10 protein-coding genes and 1 pseudogene are annotated in these 15,114 nt (G+C 58.4%); 3 read left to right on the top strand and 8 right to left on the bottom strand.

Annotated elements, in window-relative coordinates; all coding sequences use genetic code 11:
• The first annotated feature begins 12 nt into the window (after positions 1-12).
• Positions 13-2,277 carry an AsmA family protein gene (locus AC33YF_RS03825; protein ID WP_491775872.1) on the top strand — a complete coding sequence of 755 codons (2,265 nt, stop codon included), beginning with the start codon at positions 13-15 and terminating at the stop codon, positions 2,275-2,277.
• A gap of 108 nt (positions 2,278-2,385) precedes the next feature.
• On the opposite strand, the pseudogene AC33YF_RS03820 reads toward AC33YF_RS03825, so the two are convergent.
• Positions 2,386-2,712: pseudogene (locus AC33YF_RS03820) on the bottom strand (invasion associated locus B family protein); the annotation flags it as partial.
• Positions 2,713-3,009: 297 nt separating this feature from the next.
• On the bottom strand, positions 3,010-3,702 hold the full coding sequence (locus AC33YF_RS03815; RefSeq protein WP_491775871.1) for a glutathione S-transferase family protein: 693 nt from the start codon (positions 3,700-3,702) through the stop codon (positions 3,010-3,012).
• Positions 3,703-3,759: 57 nt separating this feature from the next.
• Here AC33YF_RS03815 and AC33YF_RS03810 point away from each other — a divergent pair, with 57 nt between their 5' ends.
• Together AC33YF_RS03810 and AC33YF_RS03805 are read left to right on the top strand one after the other, a co-directional pair.
• On the top strand, positions 3,760-5,178 hold the full coding sequence (locus AC33YF_RS03810) for a leucyl aminopeptidase family protein (RefSeq protein ID WP_491775870.1): 1,419 nt from the start codon (positions 3,760-3,762) through the stop codon (positions 5,176-5,178).
• Positions 5,175-6,032, top strand: coding sequence for a C40 family peptidase (locus tag AC33YF_RS03805; RefSeq protein WP_491775869.1), 858 nt, complete (start codon positions 5,175-5,177; stop codon positions 6,030-6,032). Before AC33YF_RS03810 ends, AC33YF_RS03805 begins: the two co-directional genes overlap by 4 nt.
• 9 nt (positions 6,033-6,041) lie before the next feature.
• Here the strand turns inward: AC33YF_RS03805 and AC33YF_RS03800 are convergent, their stop codons facing one another.
• The 6 genes from AC33YF_RS03800 to AC33YF_RS03775 all read right to left on the bottom strand — a co-directional run bounded on the left by AC33YF_RS03800 (position 6,042) and on the right by AC33YF_RS03775 (position 14,875).
• Positions 6,042-7,676: an ABC transporter ATP-binding protein gene (locus AC33YF_RS03800; RefSeq protein ID WP_491775868.1), complete on the bottom strand. Its 1,635-nt coding sequence runs from the start codon at positions 7,674-7,676 to the stop codon at positions 6,042-6,044.
• Positions 7,673-8,587 (bottom strand): cation diffusion facilitator family transporter, encoded by a 915-nt coding sequence (locus AC33YF_RS03795; RefSeq protein WP_491775867.1) that lies wholly within the window; start codon positions 8,585-8,587, stop codon positions 7,673-7,675. The genes AC33YF_RS03800 and AC33YF_RS03795 overlap by 4 nt, the downstream gene beginning before the upstream one ends.
• Positions 8,588-8,597: 10 nt before the next feature.
• The gene (locus tag AC33YF_RS03790; RefSeq protein ID WP_491775866.1) at positions 8,598-9,761 is read right to left on the bottom strand and encodes an ABC transporter permease; all 1,164 of its coding nucleotides are present in this window, start codon (positions 9,759-9,761) and stop codon (positions 8,598-8,600) included.
• The gene (locus AC33YF_RS03785) at positions 9,761-10,876 is read right to left on the bottom strand and encodes a microcin C ABC transporter permease YejB (protein ID WP_491775865.1); all 1,116 of its coding nucleotides are present in this window, start codon (positions 10,874-10,876) and stop codon (positions 9,761-9,763) included. The genes AC33YF_RS03790 and AC33YF_RS03785 overlap by 1 nt, the downstream gene beginning before the upstream one ends.
• 260 nt (positions 10,877-11,136) lie before the next feature.
• Positions 11,137-12,951, bottom strand: coding sequence for an extracellular solute-binding protein (locus AC33YF_RS03780; RefSeq protein ID WP_491775864.1), 1,815 nt, complete (start codon positions 12,949-12,951; stop codon positions 11,137-11,139).
• A 19-nt stretch (positions 12,952-12,970) separates the two neighbouring features.
• A complete protein-coding gene (locus tag AC33YF_RS03775) occupies positions 12,971-14,875 on the bottom strand; it encodes an extracellular solute-binding protein (RefSeq protein WP_491775863.1) in 1,905 nt (634 codons plus the stop codon).
• Positions 14,876-15,114: the final 239 nt, after the last annotated feature.

Here is a 15,114-nt window from a genome sequence, read left to right as displayed (position 1 = left end):
GCCTCTCCTCGGTTGAGCGCAGTCGAGCTGTTGGCCGGATTTTCGAAGCAGCCGCGCCGTCGCGGTCTTTGGAGGATCGGCTTAACGTTCGCATGCGGTGCAGCCGCCGCGATTGCGATCGTGCTCGGCGCTGTGAACCTCTTCGCCCCCTCGAACTGGGTCGAAGCGCGCGCGGTATCCTTGCTCAAGGAACACACGGGGCGCAATCTCACCGTAAAGGGTGTCACTCGGCTTACCTTCGCGCCCTTTCCTCATATCTTGATGACCAACGCCGTCATCAGCAAGCCGGATGCTACGCCCCAAGATTCCAAGCTCGAAGTTTCGAAGCTCGAAATCGATCTTGGTTTGTTCGAGGTTTTTGGTGCGCCTGAGAAGATCGAGCGCATTGTCTTTGATCGACCAGTGCTCTCACTGAGCGCAGATGGCCCTTCGACACCCGAGACGCTACTTCAAGATACAGTGCGCGGGTCGGACAGCGCTGAGGCGGTGCGGGAGCTCGCCATAGGGGAGGTGCTCGTTCGTGACGGCACCGTGCTCGTTCACAGTGCGCGCCGGTCTGTGCCGCGACGCTTCGAGCGTGTGAATGCCACGTTGAGCGTGCCTGGGACTACGACCCCAATGGTTGGCAGCGGACAGGCCAACTGGAAGGGGAAGGCGATCGAATTTGATTTCAAACTGGCGTCCCTGGCCGCTCTGGCAGATCGGAACGCGGCTCAGCTTGAACTGGCCATCGCGACCGATATTTTATCCATGCGTTATGAGGGCAATATCGCAACGGTGCCGCGGCTGTCGGGCCGAGGAACGCTCGCTGCGAAGACACGTTCGGTTCGCCAACTGCTCGCCTGGCTCAAAGGTGTGTCAGGAGCCGTCCCCGTCTCAGGTGAAGGCGAAATGATGGGCGCTGTCGCGTGGACGGGCGAAGACATTGCGCTTCGCGAGATTCGTTTCGAGCAGGAAAACGCGCGCGGTGGGGGACGCGCAACGTTGGAGTTGGTGGAGCCGCGCCCTCGCATCGAGGGAACCTTTGTCGTCGATCAGCTCAATCTTGGCCCGCTTCTCGCGCTGGCAGGGCGCAACGTCTCGTCGGTAGCGGCGAACGCGTTCCCATCGGCGCCTATGTCTGCAGACCAGCCTGAGCGCCAAGCGGATTCCGACGCTGCACTCGCAGAGCCTTCGACACAGGTCGAGCAGGCCGTCGTTCCGCCCCCGAGTCCGCAGACCGTTACGAGCGGTCCGAGACTCTTGAAGCCTGGTCCAGGCGTGTCGCAACCCAGCCTAACAATTTCCCTACCACAAGCAGAAATCGACCAAGTACTGACGGCATCCGCCCAGTCTACGCCTGCCGAACCTCTCTTTGATGCCGATCTCGACTTGGATGTCCGTCAGGCTCAGCTCGACGACATGCGTATCGGTCCGAGCGCCGTCAGCATTGCCTTCGTAGATGGAAAGCTCGATGCCACGATGTGGCGCATGGCGTTCTACGGCGGGGAGGGACGCGGGACTCTGACCGTCGCCATGCACAACGCCGTGCCAAGCTTTGCCGGCGATCTGCGGCTTGAGGATGTCGATACCCGCTCGTTGCTGAGGGACACGCTCGGCTTGCAGCGAATGGGCGGCAAGGGAAAATTGACCTTGAACATCACGGGCGAGGGCGGCGACTGGGAAACAATGGCCTTGTCGCTTATGGGGAACGGCGCCTTTGCAGTCTCCGAGGGTGCTATTGACGGGATCGCAGCCCCTGCCTTGGTGAGCGGGCTTGAGGCCGGAACGCTAAATTTGCGCGCGGATCCCAAAGCTGTACTCCCATTCGCACTGCTCGCCGGTAGCTTCGATATCAATCATGGTGTTGCATCAACCCGTAATCTCAGGTTTAGAAGCCCGTTGGCAAACATCACGGCTGACGGCGGTGTGAATCTTGCGCGCGACAGTCTCGACCTCACGGTGAGCCCAGGGCCGGTCGCAAAAGAACAGGGTGGGGGCGTCGTCTCTTTGGCAGAGCATCTGCCACCGCTTCGGATAGTGGGGTCCCTACAGAGTCCTCGGATGAGCCTTGCGAACAATCCGCTTGCCGCGGGAGACGCAAAGCCGGCGTCGGACTTGGTGTTCCCGGGTCTCGTCCTTCGTGAAAGGCGAGGCACCAAACGCCGCAACCAGGTCACGAGCGGAGGGGTGGCGGCAGGACAGACCCGGCAGCCAAGTGCGCTTGCGCCGTCCTTCTCCGCTGCGCCACAGGACACCAGACAGTCTCCACCGCTGCGGCTTGAGCCGCAGCCCTAGAACTGGCGCAGCTATTTCTTCTTGAGTAACGCAGTACGTTTTCTTGTCCAGGGCCGCAAGGCCCAGGTCGAGGCCCTTCAGTTCGGCAACGGTCTGGATTTGTTTGCCGTTCAACGCATGAACAACGATCGTCGCATTTTTCGATTTCTTCAGATCCTGCCGGATATCGTCGGCGACAATGTTGAGCGCTTTGCAGCCCACTGGGAGACAGGTCTGAAACGGCAGCCCATAGACTTTCCCTAAATCGGTCGAGATCTGGACGCCGCGCTGGAGCGCAACACCCGTCGGGTCATCTACGCGAAGAACAAGATTGCCCTTGGGGCCGTAGACGAGGATCATCCGGAAGATGAGCTTCTGCGTTTCCTTCTCGATCAGTGGCAGGACAAGAGAGCATCGCTCCTCCGCCGTCTTTGGGTCGCCCTCCTTGCCGCACACCAATGTCCAATTGCCGTAGCCTCCGGCAATGCGCGTGCTCGGCTTGTTGGCATCCCCCGCAGCGGGTGCCTTCTTAGCGGCCGATGTCTCTTGGGCCTAAGATGTCCCCGGCGATCCAAACGCCAGGAGCGCGGCACTGCGTAGGGTGAAAAACGTGAGACGCGGACGCATTGGAAACTCCCATCCACACGCAAAGGGGAGTTTTCGGCGCACCCCAAGGTCCCGTGACATAAGCCCCAATTGAGATCTGTTGCAACGGTTTTGCTCCGGCGCTGCAAGCAATTGGCTCTGGGCGGCTTAGACCAGTTCGCGCTCGTGCATCTCGGCCCGGGCCCCCTCAAGCCACTCGGTCATATCCGGCATTGCATAGATCGCGTCCACGTAATCCGCCGCAGTGCCGTCGTCGCCGTAGTGGGCGAGCGGCGTGCCATAGGTACGGAAGCGTGTCGCGATTGGGGCATACATCGCGTCGGCGTTCGTGAATGTGCCAAACAGCAGCGGCCCCTCATGGCCAAAGCGTGCACGTGTATCCTTCCAGATCGCGATAACACGCCGAATGTTATTAGCGAGGGTTTCGCTGACATCTGGCATCGGGAAGCGCGAAACGAGATCCATGGGCATGTCGTTGCGCAAGGCCTGAAAGCCCGCATGCATCTCAGCCGAGATACATCGCGCTGCTGCGCGCGCCGCAGGGTCTGTCGGCCAGAGGCCCGCATTCGGGTAACGCTCCGCGAGATATTCGACGATTGCGAGGCTGTCGTAGATCACCCCGATTTCGGTCTTTAGAGCCGGCACCTTCCCGGAGGGAGAGCGCTTAAAGATCTCAGCCTTACTGTCCGGAAGTCTGAGGCGGATGCGCTCCTCTGCAAAAGGCGCGCCACAGGCCTTCAACGACAACCACGGGCGCAGGCTCCATGACGAGTAGTTCTTGTCGCCAAGCACCAACGTATAGCCCGTGTCCGTCATTGTTCCGCCTTCCGTCGTTGTCATGTTTCCGCTCCCCTGCCATTAATGCGCGGCCCCTTCAAGACTCATCCGGGATTTTTCATGCCTCCACATCTGCTGTCGCTCGATTCCATGCGCCAAACGCTCGAAGACTCCGTGCTGGAGCACGGCTCTCCTTCTATTCCCATTGAACTCGTCAATTCGAGTGAGGACGTCGAGAGGCTTGGCGAGCGTGCAGCTCGTTGGATCGAGTCGCGTCGTTGGAAGCCGTCACAAGGTGCTGTTCTTTTGGTGCCTGACGAGACCGGTGCGATCGAGAAAGTGCTTCTTGGGACCGGTGGCCCGGATTGGGCTGAGGATGCACCCATGCTCACAGGCGCGCTTCCTGGCGCTCTGCCGGCAGGCGACTACCGATTTGCAGACACGTTAAAGCACCCCGACCTCGCCGTACTCGGCTTCCTAAAGGGGTGCTACCGATTTGCACGCTATAAGTCCGGAGACGCCAGTGAGGCGAAGCGTATCGTGATGCCGAAAGGCGCTGACCGGGAACATATCCTTGCACTAGCGGAAGGGGTCTACCTTGGGCGCAACCTTATCAATACGCCGGCAAACGATCTGGGACCCGCGGAACTCGAATCCGTGGCGCGCGATTTGACGACTACCTTTGGCGCCTCGATCAAAGTGACAGAAGGCTCGAGTCTACTGTCGGACAATTTTCCAATGATCCACGCTGTTGGCCGAGCGAGCAATCGGCCTCCGCGCTTGATTGATCTTCGTTGGGGCTCCGAGACTGCCCCGAAGATTACGATTGTGGGGAAAGGCATTTGCTTCGATACGGGCGGGCTCAATCTCAAGCCTGGGAATGCGATGAGCCTCATGAAGAAGGATATGGGCGGTGCCGCTGCTGCTATGGCCTTCGCCCTGATGGTTATGCGAACGGGGCTGCCTATTCGCCTGCGCGTACTCATTCCGGCCGCAGACAACTCTGTGGCAGGCAACGCATTCCGTCCTGGCGACGTGCTCCCTAGTCGCAACGGCATGACAGTTGAGATAGGCAATACCGACGCGGAGGGACGCTTGGTATTGGCCGATGCCATGAGCCTCGCCGATGAGGAAGCGCCAGACTATCTGATCACGTTTGCGACCCTGACCGGCGCGGCACGTGTCGCCTTGGGTCCAGACCTGCCGCCCTTCTACGCGACGGATGAGGTATTCGCGGAAGGCATGCTCAAGGCGGCGTCAGCGGTCGGCGATCCCGTGTGGCGCATGCCTTTCTGGGCTCCCTACGATAAGTTGCTCAAGAGCAGCATTGCCGACGTCAATCACATCTCCGAGGGGCCATTCGCAGGCTCTGTAACGGCGGCGCTGTTCCTCAAGCGCTTTGTTGAACACGCAAAGCGTTATGCCCATCTCGACATATATGGGTGGGTTCCGCGTGAGCAGCCGGGCCGGCCTCGCGGCGGCGAGCCTCATGGCGCGCGTGCGCTCTATGAGTACCTTCGTGGAGAATTCAACGCGTGACGAAGCTCGATCCACGCCGGCATCCCTTCCGCGACGATCTCGCCGGAGCGGCCTTGCGTGGGTTAATCGATGCCAAGCGTTTCACAGAAGGGGATCGCCGCCGGGTTTCCGCCTCTTCACTGCCGCTGCGCCGCGCGCCGCGTGACGAGGCGAATCTCGATACCGAGGTCCTGCACGGGGAAACGCTTGTGGTTTTCGACGAGGCCGACGGCTGGGCTTGGGTGCAACTCGATCACGATGGCTACGTGGGTTATGTGCCAGTGGAGGGGCTGGGCGACCCGGGCAAGCCGGCCACGCACCGAATTGCCGTTCTGCGGACCTACGTGTTTCCCGAGCCGGATGCCAAGGTGCCGCCGATCCGTATGCTCAGTCTGAATGCCCGCGTGACTGTGTTGGACAGTGATGGGCGTTATGCTCGGCTCGACGGCGGAGGTTTCATCTATACCAGCCATCTTGCGGTCATCGGGGCGCATGACCCGGATTACGTGAAGATCGCAGAACGTTTCTTAGGCGCCCCCTATCTTTGGGGTGGGCGCACCAGCGTCGGCCTAGACTGCTCTGGCCTGGTTCAGCTCGCTGCTGCCGCAGCAGGCCATACGTTGCCGCGCGATGCAGACATGCAAGAGGCCGAGGCCGGCGAGCCGCTCGACATCATGGCTGGCGCAGGCCTCAAGCGTGGAGACCTAGTCTTCTGGGAGGGTCACGTAGGCATTATGACGAGTACTGAGGACTTTCTGCACGCAAATGCCTTTCACATGGCGGTCGAGCTCGAGCCCTTCGCGCAGGCGCGCCAACGCATTCAGGAAGCCGGTTTCCGTGTCACAAGTGCGCGGCGACTAGCGCCAAGCCGCTAGCTAACGAATCTAGGTGGAAACAGCGTCGGCGGGCGTCGTCTCAAGTTCAAAAGCGGCCGCGAGTAGCGCCTTGGTATAGTCCGTCCTCGGGTTTGCGAAGACCTCTTGCGATGGGCCTTGCTCCACAACTTTGCCATGACGAAGAACAAGAATTGAGTTCGCCAGTGCACGGACGACTTTGAGGTCGTGGCTGATAAAAAGATAGGCCAGCTTGTGGCGCTTCTGAAGGTCGCGCAGCAGATCAACAATTTGAGCTTGCACCGACACGTCCAACGCCGACGTCGGCTCATCTAGGATCAGGAACTTCGGCTCCAAAACGAGCGCACGCGCAATTGCGATGCGCTGACGTTGACCGCCGGAGAACTCGTGCGGATAGCGGTCTCGTACATTCGGGTCGAGGCCGACTTCATCTAGCGCGCGCGAGACTCGAGCAATGCGATCTTCGCTTGATATGTCCGGGTTTTGAATCAGCAATCCTTCTTCGATGATCTGTCCGATCGACATGCGCGGACTCAGAGATCCGTACGGGTCCTGAAAGACGATTTGCAGGTCCTTGCGCAAAGGCCGCATTTGTTTCGAGTTGTAGCCATCAATGCGCTCGCCCAGATAAACGATCGGCCCCTCGCTTGAGATCAAGCGTAGAATTGCTTGGCCCAGGGTCGTCTTGCCAGACCCCGACTCACCGACGACACCAAGCGTCTGTCCCTCTTTGACATCGACATCGACCCCGTCCACGGCTTTTACGTGCCCAACGGTCTTGCGCAGAAAGCCGCGCTTGATCGGGAACCACACTTTCAGATCGTCCGTCTTGAGTATGGTTTTGGCAGTAACATCGGCGGGTGGCGGCGAGCCTTTTGGCTCGGAACCAATTAGATGCTTCGTGTAGTCGTTCCTTGGGTTTTCGAAAATTTCCGTCGTCTTGCCTCGTTCGACAATCGAGCCTTGATGCATGACGCAAACACGATCCGCCATCTTTCGGACAATCCCGAGGTCGTGGGTGATGAGCAGCATGGCCATGTTGAATTCGGCCTTGAGCTGCAACAACAGTTCGAGGATCTGCGCCTGGATCGTAACATCGAGCGCCGTTGTCGGTTCGTCCGCGATTAGCAGATCTGGCTCGTTCGCAAGCGCCATAGCGATCATCACACGTTGACGCTGGCCGCCAGAGAGCTGATGCGGATACGAGCCGAGCCGTTCCTCAGCATTCTGAATGCCGACCTTGGTGAGAAGATCGATCACCCGAGCACGCGCTTTCTCGCCCGTAATCCCTTTGTGGATGCTCAGAACCTCTGCGATTTGCCGCTCGATCGTATGAAGCGGATTGAGTGAGGTCATCGGTTCCTGAAAAATCATGGAGATCTGGTTGCCGCGCACATGCCGAAGCCCGTCGGGCGGCAGACCCAAGAGGTTCTCGCCCTTGAAATAGATCGCGCCACCAGGATGCGAGGCTGCCGGGTAGGGGAGCAGTTGGAGAATCGACAAGGCCGAAACAGTCTTACCAGACCCAGACTCGCCAACCAAAGCCAGTGTCTCCCCATGGTCGATCTCGAATGAGATGTCCTTGACGGCGGTTGTCACTTTGTCGCCCGCGTTGAAATCGACGCACAATCTTTCAACGGAGAGAAGGGTGGGCCTGTCGTTCATGAAGTCGCTCGGTTGTTTGGGAAGATCTCGTCGGCGCAACGGCGATATTCGACCTCGACCGTGATGTGATCGAGACCAAACTTCCGGTTCAATCTCGTCTTGATGCCGCGAACGACCTCTTCGATGTCCGTTGCGTCTTTGACGACGGCATGAAGCGTTGCCACTTTGCGGGCCTGGGTGAGCGACCAGACATGGACATGGTGGATGTCATCCACGCCCTCGATATTGCCGATGAGGTCTGGCGCAATGCTCCGCGTGTCCAATTCGCTTGGTGCGCTCTCCAAGAGGATATGCGCGGACTCGGTTACGACAAACCATGCGCTGCGCAAAATGATCAGGGCAACAAGAACGGAGAGTAGCGGGTCAATCGGCGTCCATCCGGTGATCATGATCACAGCGCCAGCAACCAAGGCTGCGACGGAACCCAGCATATCGCCGATGACATGGAGTACAGCGCCCCGAACGTTAAGGTTGTCGCGATCCGCTCCTCGGAGAAGCAGAAACGACACGACATTCACGAGCAGCCCGGCGATGCCGATGACGACCATGATGCCGCCGATGACATGGGCGTCGCCCGACAGCAGGCGATGAATGGCCTCGTAGACGATCCACGCGGCAATCACGAAAAGCGCTAGACCGTTGGCGAAGGCGACCAGAACCTGGAAACGATCGAATCCGTAGGTACGCTTCCAGTCTGCGGGATGCCGCATCAAGCGGAAGGCGAACCATGCGAGCCCCAGCGCCGCAAAGTCTGTCAGCATGTGGCCAGCGTCGGCGATCAGCGCGAGCGAATTGGCGATGATCCCACCGACGAACTCGACAAGCATAAACCCGCCCGTAATCAGTGCGGCGAGCCCCATCCTGGTCTCGTTCTCGTTGGCGGCAAGGGCCTGATCGTTCGAGCCGTGCATTTGTCCTGCCTCAGGTCAGCGTCTTGCGCGGATCGAGAGCATCGCGTACCGCCTCGCCGACGAAAATCAAAAGACTCAGCATGATGGCGATGACAAAGAAAGCCGTCAGCCCTAGCCAGGGGGCCTGCAGGTTGTCCTTGCCTTGCGCCAAGAGTTCGCCGAGCGACGGCGACCCCGGCGGCAATCCAAATCCAAGAAAGTCCAGGGACGTCAGCGTTGTTATGGAGCCGTTCAAAATGAATGGCATGAAGGTCAGTGTCGCAACCATCGCGTTCGGCAGCAGATGCTTGAAGATGATCTTCGCATTAGGCAGACCCAGCGCCCGCGCCGCAGTCACATACTCGAAATTTCGTGCTCGGAGGAACTCCGCCCTCACGACGCCCACAAGGGCGACCCAAGAGAAGGCGAGCAAGATGCCGAGCAGGATCCAGAAGTTCGGTTCGATGACAGCCGCAACGATAATGAGCAAGTAAAGCTGCGGCACGCTGGTCCAAATCTCAATAAAGCGCTGGAACAACAGGTCGGTCCAGCCGCCGAAATAGCCTTGAATAGCGCCGGCGGCGACACCGATGATCGTCGAGAAGATTGTCAGTACCAATCCGAACAGGACCGAGATCCGAAAGCCGTAAATGATCCGCGCGATGACATCGCGTCCTTGGTCATCCGTTCCCAGCCAATTCCATTCAAGGTTGGCATCGCATGGGTGGAAACCCTTCTCGACCGCAAGCTCGCAGTCCTTATCGGAAAGAAGCCATGTTGGCTTCACCGGAAAGGCCATGGGCGGATTCTTGTTTTGGGTGTTGTAGGAGAACCGGATTGGCGGCCACAGCATCCACCCGCCTTTTTCAGTGATCAGCTCCTGCACGACAGGATCGCGATAGTCTGCCTCCGTCTCGAAGATCCCCCCGAAATCGGTTTCCGGATAAGCCTGAAAGACGGGCCAATAGTACTGGCCCTCATACTCGATAAGAATGGGCTTATCGTTGGCGATGAACTCGGCGAAGAGGCTGATCACAAAGAGGATCAGGAAAATCCACAAAGACCAGTAGCCGCGCCGATTAGCCTTGAACGTCTGCCAGCGCCGTTTGTTGAGAGCCGAAACCCAAGGACGCGGCCGGGGGATGCCCTTCGCCGCGATCTCTTCGGTGACGCTCACGTCGGTCGGCGCGTCCATCAGACCTCCCGCGTCTCAAAGTCGATGCGCGGATCGACCCAGGTGTAGGTGAGGTCAGACAGAAGGTTAATCAGCAGGCCGAGTAGCGAGAAGATGTACACAGTCGCGAACACGACCGGGTAATCGCGGTTTACGATGGACTCGAAGCCAAGCAGCCCCAGCCCATCGAGCGTGAAAATGGTCTCGATCAGAAGCGAACCGGCGAAGAACGCACCGATAAAGGCACCCGGGAACCCGGCAATCACAATCAGCATGGCGTTCCGGAAAACATGACCGTACAGCACCTGCCGTTCGGTCAGGCCCTTGGCGCGTGCCGTGATGACATACTGTTTACGGATCTCTTCGAGAAAGGAGTTTTTCGTCAGGAACGTTGTTGTCGCGAAGGCCGACAGCGCCATGGCCGTCAGTGGAAGAACCAGGTGCCAGAAATAGTCGGCGATCTTTGCGTACCAAGGGAGCGACCAGAAATCCTCAGAGACGAGGCCCCGGAGCGGAAAGATCTGCAAGAAGGACCCGCCCGCGAACAGCACAATGAGGAACACGGCCACGAGGAATCCTGGGATGGCGTAGCCGATAACGATGACGCTCGAGGTCCAAATATCGAAGCGGGTGCCGTCGCTGACGGCCTTCCGAATGCCGAGAGGGATGGATATCGCGTAGGAAATCAGCGTCATCCATAACCCGAGAGAAATCGAAACCGGCATACGCTCCGCGATCAATTCCAACACGCTTGTGTCGCGGAAATAGCTTTCGCCAAAGTCGAAGCGCAGATAATTCCAGATCATCTGCCCGAAGCGCTCATGAGCCGGTTTGTCGAAGCCGAACTGCTTCTCAAGGCTGGCTATGAATTCAGGGTCCAGCCCCTGCGCACCGCGGTACTTCGATGACGTGCCCGCGACGTCGCCGCCAGCCATACCCTCCTGTCCACCACCGGCGAAGTCGCTGCCGCCGCCACTGAAATTCGCCGTTGCGCCAGGGTCTGTACCCGTCAGCTGTGCGATGAGCCGCTCGACGGGCCCGCCCGGCGCAAATTGCACGATGACGAAGGTCACCAGCATGATGCCGAGCATCGTTGGAATGATCAGCAAGAGTCGGCGAAGGATATAGGCGGCCAATTGAGCTGGGCTTCCTGTCGCTGCGATACGGGTCGAAAATGACTGCCGCCGCGGCGCCCTTCAGGGCTCGCGAACAGCATCCGAAGCCCTTGCTTACTGGATTCTAGGGACGAGTGGAACCCGACAGAGCCTCTGAATCATTGCAAGTTGGTAAGGCTCTCCGCTGCAGCGCTAAGGACGAGACGGCCAAAGCTCTTAGGCGCCGCACCTGCGGCAGTTCTTGGAATCCCGAACGCTTCGAAGGGATTGACCGAGGTCCTCTAATTCTGCGCGTCCTCGGACCACCACGTATCAAGGATGCCCCGATCGAATTTGGGCTTCGTCTCGGGCCTGCCGAACTTGTCCCAATAGGCAATCGTGTGAGAGGGCTTGTACCAATGTGGGACCCAGTAGTGGCCAGCGCGTAGGACCCTGTCGAGTGCCCGCGCGGCCGAGTTCATCTCCTCGCGACTTGGGGCGCCGATGATCTTCTCTATCAGTGCGTCGACCGCTGGGTCCTTTATGCCCGCGAGGTTTAGCGACCCGCCCATGTCCGCGGCGCGCGAACCGAAATAGCTTCGCAACTCCACGCCTGGTGTAATCCGCATGGCAAAGCGGCTTGTCGTTATGTCAAAGTCGAAGTCTTTCAGGCGTTGTTGAAACTGCGCGGGGTCAACCCGGCGGATACGCGCATCGATCCCAAGCAGGGACAAATTCTTGACGTAAGGGGCGATGATGCGTTCGAAGGTCGGCGCGAATGTGAGGAACTCGACGGTAAGCTGATCTCCCGCCTCGTTGACACGCTTTCTATCTTTGATGCGCCAACCGGCCTCATCAAGCAATTTGCTGGCCCGATGTAGCGACGCCCTGTCGCGCCCAGAGCCATCACTCTTCGGCGGCACGGGAACCGGCCCAAGAACGTCCGGATCCACGTCCACACCAAGATTCTCAATCAGTACGCGTTCCGCCTCAGAAGGCTCTCCTTCGGCCTTCATGGGTGAGTTCTCAAAATAACTCTGCGTGCGGTCGTAGAGATTGTAAAACATGTTGCGGTTGGTCCATTCGAAGTCGAATGCCAAGCCAAGCGCTTCACGGACGCGCTTATCTTTGAACTTGTCACGACGGGTATTGAGGAAAAAACCTTGCGTACCTGACGGCGTCATGTCGGGCAACGTGTCTTTCTTCACGCGTCCGTCCCGGACAGCTGGGAAGTCGTATTCCGTTGCCCAGACCTTGGAGGTGAATTCCTCACGAAGGTCGTAAGTGCCAGCCTTAAATGCTTCCATGCCGGCTGTGCGATCGCGAAAATACTCGAAGCGGATCTTATCGAAGTTCCAACGTCCCTTGTTAACGGGCAGGTCCCTCGCCCAATAGTCGAGGTTCCGCTTGTAAGTGATGTTCCGGCCTTGCTTGAGGTCATCGACAAGATAGGGACCGGACCCAAGCGGTGGCTCAAGAGTCGTTTCGTCGAATTTCCTGTCGGTGTAATAGGCCTTCGAGAAGATCGGCAGTCCCGAGACGGTTAGCGGTAGGTCGCGGACAAGGTCACCTTTGAACGTATAGCGCACTGTCGTCGGGTCGAGTGCTTCAGCCTTTTCGACATCGCGCAACGTCTGGGAAAACAGCGGGTGACCCTTTTCCTTCAGGACGTCGAAAGAAAAGGCGACATCTTCGGCCGTCACTTGGGTGCCGTCGGAAAAACGGGCTTCAGGCCGAAGATAAAATGTGACCGTCTTACCGTCCTCCGCAACAGTGGCGCTCTCCGCAACGAGCCCGTAGACAGCATCTGGCTCGTCCATCGCCCGCACCATGAGGCTGTCGAATAGGAGTTCGAGGCCTTGAGCGGCATCGCCTTTAAGGATGTAGTTGTTGAGACTGTTGAAGGTCGTTACCCCGCCCCAACCGACAAGAGACAGGTCACCGCCTTTAGGGGCTTCAGGGTGGGCATAGGCGAAGGCTGTGAAATCCTCTGGTAGGGCGACGTCTCCGAAGGCGGAGAGCCCATGGCTCCGCTCAGATGCTGCCAAGGGCGAGGATGCGTGTGCGACACACAAAACGCTGACGGCAAGGACAAACGCGACACGTGTGAGGTTCATTGATCGGGTCTCGAACTTGTCAGCTCGCGTCGGCTTGTTTTGGCAGCGACTTGTCCTTGGCTGAATCGTACCACCACACCTGCAAGAAACCTGGCGTCAAGCCCGGAAGCCTCTCTGGCTGGTCGTAGCGGTTCCAAAACGCGATGCGCGAGTGCGGCGAAAACCACTGCGGTACGACAAACTTGTTCCAGAGAAGGACCCGATCGAGAGCGCGAGTCGCGGCAACAAGTTCCTTACGATCCTTTGCGAAGATCACGCGATCAATCAACTTGTCGATAGCCTCGTCCTTGATGCCGATAAGGTTCGTGCTTCCCTCACGATCTGCTGCCTCGCTACCCCAGAAATCACGCTGCTCGTTGCCGGGTGACTGAGACTGCGCGAAGTTTCCAACAATGATGTCATAGTCGAACTTATTTAGACGTCTTGTGTACTGCGCGGAGTCCACCAGGCGGATGGTGCTCTTTATGCCCAGCCGGTCGAGGTTGCGAATATAGGGCTGGACGATGCGTTCGAAGAGCGGTGACACGAGCAGAAACTCGATCGTCATTGTTTGACCGGTCTCCGCATTCGTCAATGCGCCGTCTTTCACTTGCCAGCCGGCTTCGCGAAGGACTTTGACGGCCTCACGCAGATTGTTGCGCATCTCCATCTGATCTTTGTTCGTCGGGTTCGTGTAGACAGTCGTAAAGACTTCCTCGGGAACCTCGCCACGCACCGTCTCGAGTATTTCGAGTTCGCGTCCTGCTGGAAGTGCCGCTGGTGCTGCCAGTTCAGTGTTCTGGAAGTAACTGCCAACGCGCTCGTATTGGCCGTAGAAAAGGTTCTTGTTAGCCCATTCGAAATCGAAGGCCAGATTCAGCGCCTGGCGAACGCGCCGGTCTTGAAACTGCGGGCGCCGGAGGTTGAGAACAAAGGCCTGCATCGGCATGCCGCGATTCAACGTGATTTCTTCGCGCTTTACTTCGCCGTCCTTTACAGCCGGGAAGTCATAAGCCATGGCCCAGTTCTTGGAGCTGGTCTCCGTCCAGTAGTCCAAATTCCCTGCCTTGAAGCTCTCAAAGGCGACTGTCATATCGCGATACGTATCGAACCGGATCTCGTCGAAGTTCCACTTACCAACATTCACGGGTAGGTCTTTACCCCAATAATCGTCGACCCTTTCGAAACTGATGGAGCGGCCGGGCTGCACAGTCTTGACGCGGTAGGCGCCGGAACCGAGCGGCGGCTCCATTGTCGTCTTCAGGGGATCGCGCGCGTCGCCATTGGCGTCAGTCCCCGTCCAAAAGTGTTTCGGTAAAATGATGAGTTGCCCCATGATCATCGGGAGCTCACGATTGCCTTTCGTGTCGAAGTAAAACGTCACTTCGTTGTCGCCGGTCTTCTCGCAATGCGTGACGTTTTTGTAGTAGAGCCCCATCCGCGGATTTGCGGCCTTGTTCACCTCAAGGCTGTAAATGACGTCCTCGGGTGTGATCGGCTTGCCGTCATGCCAACGCGCTTCGTCGCGCAGTTTGAAGGTCACCGACGAGTAGTCTTCCGGATACGAAACCCACTCAGCGATCAGTCCATAGGCTGTTGAAGGCTCATCAATGCTATCGGACATGAGGCTTTCGTTGACGAGGCCGATGCCCGGCGCGCGTTCGCCGCGATAAAGCACCGGGTTGAGACTGTCGAAACTGCCAATCGACGGAAGGCGTACAAGCCCGCCCTTTGGGGCATTCGGATTGACGAAACTGAAATGTGCGAAGTCCGCCGGATAACGCGGCTCTCCCACGAGAGACAAGGCGTGATGCTTATTCTGGCCAGATGACCCGGTAACATCAGTCTTTCCGTCTTCAGCTAGCGCAGCGCCCCCTTGGGTCGTGGCGGGGCCAATCAAAAGCGCCATGAGCGCCGTAGCAAATGCTAGTCGTGAAAATGCCATGACAAAATGTGCACCATTTCGCGTTATCGGGATTATCTCGGCGAGTCTGATCCGAGCGCGCCACGGATCGGTGAAGCGACTCAAATCTATACTGGGGCTGCAAAAAATCTCAGCCAGCAAAAAAGTTAGCATGAGCGTCTGCCGCGCCAAATGAATTATCGGTCATGTCTAGCGGGCCGATAAGCGAGTGGGGTGTGCGTCAAACGACTGAATTAGGCTCAATTGGAGCCAAAAAAGGG

It is taken from the genome of Methyloceanibacter sp. (assembly GCF_058506495.1).
Note: the sequence above shows the minus strand (reverse complement) of the source record. Positions and strands in the feature narration are given on the sequence as shown.

Coding starts and splice junctions, on each gene's coding strand:
- AC33YF_RS03800 (WP_491775868.1), bottom strand. CDS start 7,676: ATGAACGACAGGCCCACCCTTCTCTCCGTTGAAAGATTGTGCGTCGAT.
- AC33YF_RS03815 (WP_491775871.1), bottom strand. CDS start 3,702: ATGACAACGACGGAAGGCGGAACAATGACGGACACGGGCTATACGTTG.
- AC33YF_RS03810 (WP_491775870.1), top strand. CDS start 3,760: ATGCCTCCACATCTGCTGTCGCTCGATTCCATGCGCCAAACGCTCGAA.
- AC33YF_RS03775 (WP_491775863.1), bottom strand. CDS start 14,875: ATGGCATTTTCACGACTAGCATTTGCTACGGCGCTCATGGCGCTTTTG.
- AC33YF_RS03780 (WP_491775864.1), bottom strand. CDS start 12,951: ATGAACCTCACACGTGTCGCGTTTGTCCTTGCCGTCAGCGTTTTGTGT.
- AC33YF_RS03795 (WP_491775867.1), bottom strand. CDS start 8,587: ATGCACGGCTCGAACGATCAGGCCCTTGCCGCCAACGAGAACGAGACC.
- AC33YF_RS03790 (WP_491775866.1), bottom strand. CDS start 9,761: ATGGACGCGCCGACCGACGTGAGCGTCACCGAAGAGATCGCGGCGAAG.